General features: G+C 38.0%; 11 protein-coding genes. 10 read left to right on the top strand and 1 reads right to left on the bottom strand.

Translation table 11 applies throughout. The annotated features are described in order from the left end of the window. The 9 genes from JO178_RS09430 to JO178_RS09390 all read left to right on the top strand — a co-directional run. On the top strand, positions 1-2,695 hold a 2,695-nt coding region (locus JO178_RS09430; protein ID WP_291934689.1), incomplete at its 5' end, for an RHS repeat-associated core domain-containing protein. Positions 2,696-2,699: 4 nt separating this feature from the next. Next, positions 2,700-3,137, top strand: a complete 438-nt coding sequence (locus JO178_RS09425) for a hypothetical protein (protein ID WP_291934686.1) — start codon at positions 2,700-2,702, stop codon at positions 3,135-3,137. 121 nt (positions 3,138-3,258) lie between these two features. Beyond that, positions 3,259-3,453: a hypothetical protein gene (locus JO178_RS09420; protein ID WP_291934684.1), complete on the top strand. Its 195-nt coding sequence runs from the start codon at positions 3,259-3,261 to the stop codon at positions 3,451-3,453. A 269-nt stretch (positions 3,454-3,722) separates the two neighbouring features. After that, complete coding sequence (locus tag JO178_RS09415; protein ID WP_291934682.1) at positions 3,723-4,046, top strand: metalloregulator ArsR/SmtB family transcription factor; 324 nt, start codon at positions 3,723-3,725, stop codon at positions 4,044-4,046. A gap of 42 nt (positions 4,047-4,088) precedes the next feature. Further along, positions 4,089-4,562 (top strand): SRPBCC domain-containing protein, encoded by a 474-nt coding sequence (locus tag JO178_RS09410; protein ID WP_291934679.1) that lies wholly within the window; start codon positions 4,089-4,091, stop codon positions 4,560-4,562. Positions 4,563-4,662: 100 nt separating this feature from the next. Next, on the top strand, positions 4,663-5,241 hold the full coding sequence (locus JO178_RS09405) for a DUF1801 domain-containing protein (RefSeq protein ID WP_291934676.1): 579 nt from the start codon (positions 4,663-4,665) through the stop codon (positions 5,239-5,241). Between the two features lie 18 nt (positions 5,242-5,259). Next, a complete protein-coding gene (locus JO178_RS09400; protein ID WP_291934674.1) occupies positions 5,260-5,658 on the top strand; it encodes a DoxX family protein in 399 nt (132 codons plus the stop codon). A gap of 37 nt (positions 5,659-5,695) precedes the next feature. Continuing rightward, positions 5,696-6,253: a DUF4256 domain-containing protein gene (locus JO178_RS09395; RefSeq protein ID WP_291934672.1), complete on the top strand. Its 558-nt coding sequence runs from the start codon at positions 5,696-5,698 to the stop codon at positions 6,251-6,253. Between the two features lie 230 nt (positions 6,254-6,483). Then, positions 6,484-6,984 (top strand): hypothetical protein, encoded by a 501-nt coding sequence (locus JO178_RS09390; RefSeq protein WP_291934670.1) that lies wholly within the window; start codon positions 6,484-6,486, stop codon positions 6,982-6,984. A gap of 97 nt (positions 6,985-7,081) precedes the next feature. Here the strand turns inward: JO178_RS09390 and JO178_RS09385 are convergent, their stop codons facing one another. Next, entirely contained in the window at positions 7,082-8,113 is a 1,032-nt protein-coding gene (locus JO178_RS09385) for an aminotransferase class I/II-fold pyridoxal phosphate-dependent enzyme (RefSeq protein WP_291934668.1), read from the bottom strand. A gap of 85 nt (positions 8,114-8,198) precedes the next feature. Here JO178_RS09385 and JO178_RS09380 point away from each other — a divergent pair, with 85 nt between their 5' ends. Beyond that, positions 8,199-8,852 carry a metal-dependent transcriptional regulator gene (locus tag JO178_RS09380; RefSeq protein ID WP_291934666.1) on the top strand — a complete coding sequence of 218 codons (654 nt, stop codon included), beginning with the start codon at positions 8,199-8,201 and terminating at the stop codon, positions 8,850-8,852. The last annotated feature ends 162 nt before the right edge of the window (positions 8,853-9,014 follow it).

Raw genomic sequence — 9,014 nt, 5'->3', positions numbered from 1 at the left:
CGGCCAGACCTTACTGGTCCGCAAAAATGACGGGACTCAGAATCTTGATACCTATTATGTCTATAATGAATACAACCTGTTAGCCTTTGTAGTTCCTCCGCTGGCCGTTCATAAGACCATTACCCCTGCGCTTCTGGATGAACTCATTTATCAGTATCGCTATGACGGAAGAAAGCGTCTGGTGGAAGAGAAAGTTCCGGGAAAAGGCTGGGAATATAACGTCTACGATAAAGCAGACCGGCTCGTTGCCACTCAGGATGCCAATATGCGCGAGAAAGGGAAATGGATGATCACGAAGTATGATCCGTTAGGAAGAGTGATCTATACCGGAATCATCCCCGGCGGGAGCAGAAACAATATGCAATCCCAGGCTGGTCATAATATAATCACGGAGACCAGAAATAATCACGGATTTACCCGGAATGGAATACAAATCCAGTATTCTAATATCAATTTTGTTGATATTGAAACCGTTTTAAGTGTCAGTTATTATGATTCTTATCCGGCGTATAGTTTCAATCCTGCTTTCCCGACAAGTATTCAGGGAAAAGCAGTGCTGAGCGCAACGCCTGATGCACAGGGAAGAACCACCAAAAGCCTTCCTGTGATGAGTCTGGTGAAGAATATTGAAGATGACAGCTGGACCAAAAACTATACTTATTATGATGATAAGGCCAGAGTTATCGGAACCTATTCTATTAATCATTTGGGCGGTTACACCCAGACAGAATCCGCTTTGGCTTTTTCCGGTGTGGCACTCAGTACGCTGATCCGTCACAAAAAAGATGCTAACAGCCCTGAAGTGCGCATTAATGAAACCTTTACCTATGACCATCAGGAACGGTTAACCAAACACACCCACCGGATCAATGGCGGTGCTGAAGAAACCCTGGCCGAGTATGTTTACAACGAGCTGGGCCAGTTGCAAAGCAAAAATGTAGGCAACGGAATGCAGTCGCTGGCGTACCGCTACAATACGCGCGGCGCCTTAACCCGTCTCAATGATCCCCAAAACCTAAACGACAGGCTTTTCGCCTATGAGCTGAAATACACCACGCCTCAAAGCAGTCCTGCTCTTTATAACGGGAATATCGCAGAGATCGACTGGGCGACCCAGAATGACGGGATGCTGAGAAGATATTCGTACAATTATGATAAGACCGACCGGCTGATGTCCGGAATCTATAAGGAACCCAATACCACCAATCCCAATGCCAATTACTTCAATGAAAGCGTAGATTATGACCTGAACGGGAACATTATGCATCTGAACCGCTTTAAGCAATTGCAGAACAGCCCTGTTGCTGAACAGATTGATGCCTTAACCTATACCTATGACAACAGCAATTCCAGTAATAAGCTGATCCGCGTGAATGATGCTTCCGGAAACCCGACAGGTTATCCCGTAGGTGGAAATGCCATCCCGTATGATGCCAATGGCAATATGATTTCCCAGATGGATAAAGGAATCAGCAGTATCGCTTATAACTTCCTGAATTTACCAACTCAGATCATCCGGAATACAGGAAATACAGGCTACCTCTACCGTGCAGACGGAACCAAACAAAGAAAGACCTACGGGAACACCGTTACCGATTATCTGGACGGCTTTCAGTATGTTAACGGGAAATTGCAGTTTGTCCCTACCTCGGAAGGTTATTATGATTTTGTACAAAATAAGTATATTTACAATTATACTGATCATTTAGGAAATATCCGCTTATCCTACTTTAAAGGAAACAGCGGTGGCGCAGAGATCATTGAAGAAAGCAACTATTATCCTTTTGGATTAAAACATGAAGGGTATAATAATACAGATTTAGGAAATCCGAATTATAAATACCGTTTTAATGGCAAGGAGGAACAAGAAGGAATAGGGGCAACAGACTTTGGAGCCAGAATGTATTCCGCAGATGCACCACACTTCTGGCAGATTGATCCAAAGGCCGAAAAGATGCCGTTTATCTCACCATATGCCTTTGGGTTTAATAATCCGGTGCGTTATGGAGATCCTACGGGAATGGAACCTGAAGAACCTGGTCCAGGTCCAGGACGTTATTCGGCGAGTATAAATACAAGATATGTAGGATTTGGTTTGAGACATCCAATTGCCGCAATGAGAATAGGCTTTGGTGTTACAAAAGGAGCTTCTGATATATCTACAAATGCCACAAGATTTGCGACAAGAGGAGAAGTCTTATATGGTTCTAAAAGAGGACAAACAGATGAGGGTAGCGAAAATGGTGCTTTTAGGCATACTTTATGGCAATCTACAATAACATCGAAATTTGGTAGTAAAACAGCAAAAGAAGCCGGAAATGCACACGAGGAGAATCCTTTTGCTGATTTGTCTAAGAGGAACTTTTCAAAGATGGCGGAAGCGGATCAGACCGTTGACTTACTAAACAATGTAATCGGGAGAGGAATTGGAGAAGCTAATAAAAGAGCAAGTATGAATGATCTTGCTAATATAGTCCTTGATACATTTAAGAGTGATGGGCTATATACTGCTACAAAAGATAGTAATGGGAACTGGGTTGTTTCAAAGACTCAATTAACTACAGAAAAGTACAACGAATTAAAAGGTATATTTAAAGGACTTGATAGCACGGGACGTACAGCAGCAGAACAGAAAGTAGAAACTGATAAAGCGAAACAAAAAGCTCAAAATTGGGATAGAGGTCCAAAATGGTAATACTATGAAAAAAATTATTTTATTGTTAGCTATATTTATATGTTTCATTATGAATAGCTGCTCAGGGAATAGAAATGATATTGATACTATAGTTTCAAATAAATGGCAAGAATGTGGTAGGGCAAATAATTGTATTATCGATTTTGCAAATGCAATGCATTTTAAATGGGATACAATGTGTTTTTATTCCGCAGGTAACTCATTAGAGGATATTAATAAAGATTTAGATTTTGAGTTAAAAGAATGGACGGATAGCGGAGATAGAGTTATTTTTCTATACAAGGGAAAAATAGTTTATCAAAAAGAATGGGCTCTTAGAGCAGATGAACCATTAGATGGAGTTGTTTTTGAAACTGATTTAAAAAAGTTCAAAATAAATAAAGCTAACGCTAAATTTAGAATCAGAAAAGAAGAAAACGCTTATTATCTAAAAAAGCTATAAACAAAATCTCCCCTCGCTGGCGCGAGCTTCTAGTTCGTGTCCTAAATGACAAATAACAATAAGCAAAGCTAACTTTTAAGAGTTAGTTTTGCTATTTACTCCCATTCTTTAATTTTATACTATGAGCAGAAAATATAAATTTCATGAAAAGGAAGGAGCATATTTTATAAGTTTTGTCCCGGTATTCCGGATTGATATTTTGACCAGAATAGAGTATTTTGATATTGTCATGAAGTCGCCTTTAGTTACTGGCGCTAGTGTAAAAGAGACCTATTTACCCAATGACACAGATGATGATTACAGAATAGAAATTTGAAAAAGTAACGTTATAGAACGGCAAATTTTAAAGCATATCGAAGTTTATAATTCCGTTCCACAACGTGTCCTTACTTCGAGAGGTAAATACTACAAAGCCAACTGTAAAAAGTTGGTTTTGTTAATTTATAATGCAACATTTTGCTTTAGACAATCTTTAATGCTTTTCTGGTTGATGAAGGCATGCCTTTCTTATTAAATAAAAAAAAATCTTCAAAAATTTGCGTAGCTAAATAACTACACATATATTTGTAGTCAAATAACTACACGATGAATTTAAGAAGAGATGTATTTCAGGCGATCGCAGATCCTACCAGAAGATCCATATTGATGCTGGTAGCGGCTCAGTCTATGACAGCGGGAGCCATTGCTTCCAATTTCGATACCGCAAGACCTACCGTTTCCAGGCATCTTCAGATTCTTACAGAATGTGAGTTGCTAAGATCTGAGCAAAACGGAAGGGAAATTATTTACCATCTTAATCCCAATAAAATGAAAGAAATCGCCGACTTTATAGAGCCGTTCCGCAAAATGTGGGATGAGAAATTCAATAAGCTGGAAGCGGTGATGAAAGCTTATCAGAACATTAAATAAAACTTTATTTTTATTTTACTTTCTAACCCAAACACTTAATATATGGAACTCAAAACAAAAATTCACGCAGAAGACGGAAAACAGGAAATCTTCATTACCAGAGAATTTAATCTTCCGGTAGAACTCCTCTTCAAAGCCTATACAGAAGCAGAACTTTTCGAACAATGGATGGGAACCAAAGTGACCAAGTTTGAAAACAGACAACACGGAAGTTACCGTTTCGAAACATTAAATCCTCAAGGTGATGTGGTGTTCAGTGCAAACGGAACCATCCATGAAATTATTCCTGACCAGAAAATTACACGGACTTTTCAGATGGAAAATACACCATTTCCTGTTCAGATCGAATTTTTAGAATTTGAAAAACTTACGGATACCACCAGTAAAATAACGATTCAGACCATTTATAAATCTGTAGATTTCAGAGATCAGCACCTGAAAATGCCTTTTGCACAGGGAATTAATTGGGCACACAACCGCTTACAGGAAATACTTGGTACAAAAACAGGAAATTAGAAGTCAGATTTGAAAGATCAGGATTTAACTTTATGAACAGAAATGCTGCATATTGTATTATAAGTAAATAAACGAATACCAACTTTAAACTAAAGAACTCATGAATCCGAAAGTTGATTTTTTCTTCAATAAAGCCAAACAATGGAAAGAAGAATTTGAAAAATTGAGAGCAGTAGCCCTCAGTACCGAACTCACAGAAGACTTAAAATGGGGCTGCCCCTGTTATACCTATGAAGGGAAAAATATTTTTTTAATTCACGGATTTAAAGAATACTGTGCCCTGCTCTTCTTTAAAGGAGCCCTGATGAAAGATCCGGATCATATTTTAATTCAGCAGTCTGACAATGTACAGGCAGCGAGACAAATCCGCTTTACAGACCTTCAGCAGATCAGTGATCTTGAAAAAGAACTTCGTGCGTATATGTTTGAAGCCGTTGAAATCGAAGAATCCGGAGTTAAAGTAGAGATGAAGAAAACCAGGGACTTCGAAATGGCTGAAGAGTTTCAAAATAAACTGGATCATGATACCGCATTAAAACAAGCCTTTGACGCTCTTACACCGGGACGGCAAAGAGCCTACCTCCTCTACTTCTCTTCTGCCAAGCAGTCTAAAACAAGGGAAGCAAGAATAGAAAAATGCATTCCCGGGATCCTCGAAGGAAAAGGCCTAAACGACTAATCATAATACCTCATCAATATGGAAACACAGAATAAATCTGAAAAAATAAAAAGAATCATCTATTGGATCTTTACGATTTGGATGTCACTGGGAATGATTTCTACAGCTATTGTACAACTGATACAAAATAAAGATGAACTGACCAATTTTACAACACTCGGTTATCCGGCTTACCTGATGATTATCCTTGGAATCTGGAAGGTTTTAGGAGTTATCGCAGTACTGATTCCTAAGCGTCTGGTATTAAAAGAATGGGCCTACGCCGGATTTTTCTTCGTGATGTCAGGCGCTGTAATCTCCCACCTCATCGTTCACGATACAATAGGAAATACTTTTCCGGCTGTACTTTTGTTTGTACTGGTCATTATTTCCTGGTATTTCAGACCTTCGGACAGAAAAATTTCTGTTACCGGTTAAATCCGTAAATCTGAAGCTTATCAAAACAAAATTGAATATGAAAAAAAAACAATTAACACCTGAACAGACTGAAGGGCTTTTAAAAATACTACAAGTCCGTTTTGAAAAAAATACGTCCCGTCACAAAAACCTTCAATGGGAAAAAATTCAGACTAAACTCAATTCCGCTCCGGAAAAACTATGGTCTCTGAATGAAATGGAAAAAACGGAAGGTGAACCCGATGTCACCGGCTATCTTCAAAAAACTGATGAGTACATTTTCACAGACTGTTCTCCCGAAAGCCCCAAACGCAGAAGTCTTTGCTATGATTATCAGGCCTGGAACGCAAGAAAAGCCAACAAACCGGAAAGCAACGCAACAGACACAGCCACCGGAATGGGCATTGAAATCTTAACCGAAGAACAATACCGAAAACTTCAGGAACTTGGAACATTTGACCAGAAAACCTCAAGTTGGATACAAACTCCCTCTGCTGTCAGAGAACTCGGAGGTGCTCTTTTCTGTGACAGACGCTACAACACAGTTTTCACTTACCACAACGGCGCAGATTCCTATTATGCAGCAAGAGGATTTAGAGGAATGCTGAAAGTATAAGACCACTGAAATCCGAAAATAACTGAAGTAATAATCACCTTTAGACTTAAAATCATATCTGTTCCCGGAAGCTCCAGCTATAAGATAAGAATTAATACTTTCCCTTAATAGTATATTTTCAAAATATTAATTTATATCATAAAATCGTTTTATGTTCAGATACTATTTTTAATATAGGAATACTATTATTAATTTAGCAGCCCAGAAATTTGATTTAACATTTTAAGGATATGAAAAAATTAATCTTATTAGGTGCTGTTTCAGCTTTTTTAATCAATTGTAATAAAAAAACTGAAGCTCCGGCTCCTAAAGTTGAAGCAGACACTATTGCAGTTGCCGAACCAGTAGTGGATACATTGGGACCAAGATCATACTGTTATGCAGGTGCTACCGGAAAAGACAGCGTTTTTGCATCTATAGATGATAATTTAGGAACCATCACCGGAAAATTATCTTACAAAAACCATGAAAAAGACAGCTCCAAAGGAGATGTAACAGGATTCAGATCCGGAGATACTTTAAAACTAATCTACGAATTTGCTTCTGAAGGAAAAAAAAGTAAAAGAGATATTTATTTCCTTCAAAAAGATAATGTATTAACGGAAGGAATCGGAGATCATAAAGACGAAGACGGACAGTCTAAATATGCTGACGAAAAGAAAATCAGTTATAAAGACGGGCAAAAACTGACCGCTGCTGATTGTAAAGCTGTGACCAAAGCTGTAAAATAAACTTCAAAAAAAACAAAATGCTGTTCCCAAAAAAGGAAACAGCATTTTGCTTATGTAAAATCTTGGAATTAAAGACATATATTTTCCGGCTTCCCTACTACAATTCTGTTCTGATAATTTCAATAAAACGGGTTATCGCATCATCTCCCGTACTCCAGGAAGTAATAAGGCGAATCGCTGAAGATTCCTCATCTATTTTTTTCCAGACATAGAATTCAAAACTTTCAGATAATTTTTGGATAAGACCGTTGCTTAGAATCGGAAAGATCTGATTGGTATAGGTATCGGAAAGGAACTCCACTCCTTTTTCCTTCAGGGCATTTTTTATTTTCATAGCCTGCTGATTGGCATGTCTTGCGAGATCAAAATACAGATCGTTCTTCATAAGCTCCATAAACTGAATTCCCAACAGCCTTCCTTTGGCCATTAAAGCGCCTTTCTGCTTGATATTGAAAGCAAAATCTTCCTGAAGACTGATCGTATTAATAACAATAGCCTCCCCTATTAATGCTCCGTTTTTAGTTCCGCCCAGATAAAAGATATCGGTAAGTGCAGCTACTTTCTCTAAGGTAAGATCACTGATCGCTGAAGTCAGCCCGTGTCCTAACCTTGCTCCGTCCATAAAAAGGTATAAACGGTTTTGTTTACAAAAGGCAGAGAGCTCTTCCAGTTCTTTAGCCTGATAAATAGTTCCCAGTTCTGTAGAATTGGAAATATACACCAGTTTGGGCATTACCTGATGGGGTGCATTTTTATGATTTTCCAGTACAGGGATAATATCCGATGGCCTGAGTTTTCCATCCGGAGTATCAATATTTAATATTTTATGGCCTGTTGCTTCAATAGCTCCGGTCTCATTATTAAGAATATGTCCTGAAGAGGCGGAAACAGCACACTGATATGGTTTTAAAACAGAAGAAATCACAATCAGATTGGCCTGTGTACCTCCGGAAACCAGAAATACTTCCGAACCTGCATTATTGATTTTTTCTTTAATTAAAGCTTTTGCCTTCAGCGAGTATTCATCTTCACCATATCCTGCCTGCTGGTCAAGATTATATTGTAAAAGAGCCTGTAAAATATTGGGGTGACATCCCTCGGAGTAATCGTTTTTAAAAGAAAATTTCATAGAGTAAAAGTAAAAAAAGTTAAAATAACAAGAGTGATCTTTTCATATTATTTTGTTAGATTTGTATTGAAAATCATCTAACATTTTGAAAACAACACTTACAGAAGAAAATTATCTGAAGGCTTTATTTCATTTAGTTGACAATGAAGGGAAAGTAACGATTAATGAACTCAGCAAATTCTTAAATGTAAAAATGCCGAGCGTTAATAATATGATGAAGAAATTTGCCGAGAAAAAATGGGTCATTTACGAGACTTATAAACCATTGATAGTTACTGAAAGCGGCAGACGTGAAGCGGCCCTTGTCGTTCGTAAACACAGACTTACGGAAATGTTTCTGGTGAAAAAAATGAATTTCGGCTGGGAAAATGTGCATGAAATTGCGGAACAGCTGGAGCATGTGCATTCACAGGTATTCTTTGATAAAATGGATGAAATTCTGGATTATCCTAAATTTGACCCTCACGGAGAGCCTATTCCCGATAAAGACGGAAATATCATCGCTCAGGACCTGCAGAAACTAAGCAGCTGTGAGCCTGGTGAAAATGTAACTTTTGCTTCGGTAACTCTTTCTGACGATGCTTTCCTAAGCTATCTGAATGATCGTAAGCTTCTGCTCAACACCAGAGTAAAGGTGATTAAAATTGAAAATTTTGATAAGTCGATGAGCATTGAAATAGATGGTAAAACAGAAATTCTCAGTAAAAAAGCAACCGAAAAAATACTGGTGAAAAAATAGACATTCAAAACATATGTTCCGAATGTCTTATCTGAGTCATTAAAATCTAAATAAAGCCAGGCATTCTCTTATTGATTCATAAAATCCGGAACTCTTTTTACAGAGGTTATTGATAACGGTGCATAAAGTTATCATGACTTTTCATAAGCATCTTTGCCTTTA

The sequence above is a fragment of the Chryseobacterium sp. genome, assembly GCF_019236175.1.
Lineage (GTDB): Bacteria > Bacteroidota > Bacteroidia > Flavobacteriales > Weeksellaceae > Chryseobacterium.
The sequence above is the reverse complement of the archived record's forward strand: the minus strand, read 5'-3'. Positions and strand labels throughout refer to the sequence as shown.

What these genes read in the sequence shown, in the direction of transcription:
- JO178_RS09420 (WP_291934684.1), top strand. Translation starts at nt 3,259, where the DNA reads ATGAGCAGAAAATATAAATTTCATGAAAAGGAAGGAGCATATTTTATA.
- JO178_RS09425 (WP_291934686.1), top strand. Translation starts at nt 2,700, where the DNA reads ATGAAAAAAATTATTTTATTGTTAGCTATATTTATATGTTTCATTATG.
- JO178_RS09410 (WP_291934679.1), top strand. Translation starts at nt 4,089, where the DNA reads ATGGAACTCAAAACAAAAATTCACGCAGAAGACGGAAAACAGGAAATC.
- JO178_RS09395 (WP_291934672.1), top strand. Translation starts at nt 5,696, where the DNA reads ATGAAAAAAAAACAATTAACACCTGAACAGACTGAAGGGCTTTTAAAA.
- JO178_RS09415 (WP_291934682.1), top strand. Translation starts at nt 3,723, where the DNA reads ATGAATTTAAGAAGAGATGTATTTCAGGCGATCGCAGATCCTACCAGA.
- JO178_RS09400 (WP_291934674.1), top strand. Translation starts at nt 5,260, where the DNA reads ATGGAAACACAGAATAAATCTGAAAAAATAAAAAGAATCATCTATTGG.
- JO178_RS09405 (WP_291934676.1), top strand. Translation starts at nt 4,663, where the DNA reads ATGAATCCGAAAGTTGATTTTTTCTTCAATAAAGCCAAACAATGGAAA.
- JO178_RS09390 (WP_291934670.1), top strand. Translation starts at nt 6,484, where the DNA reads ATGAAAAAATTAATCTTATTAGGTGCTGTTTCAGCTTTTTTAATCAAT.
- JO178_RS09385 (WP_291934668.1), bottom strand. Translation starts at nt 8,113, where the DNA reads ATGAAATTTTCTTTTAAAAACGATTACTCCGAGGGATGTCACCCCAAT.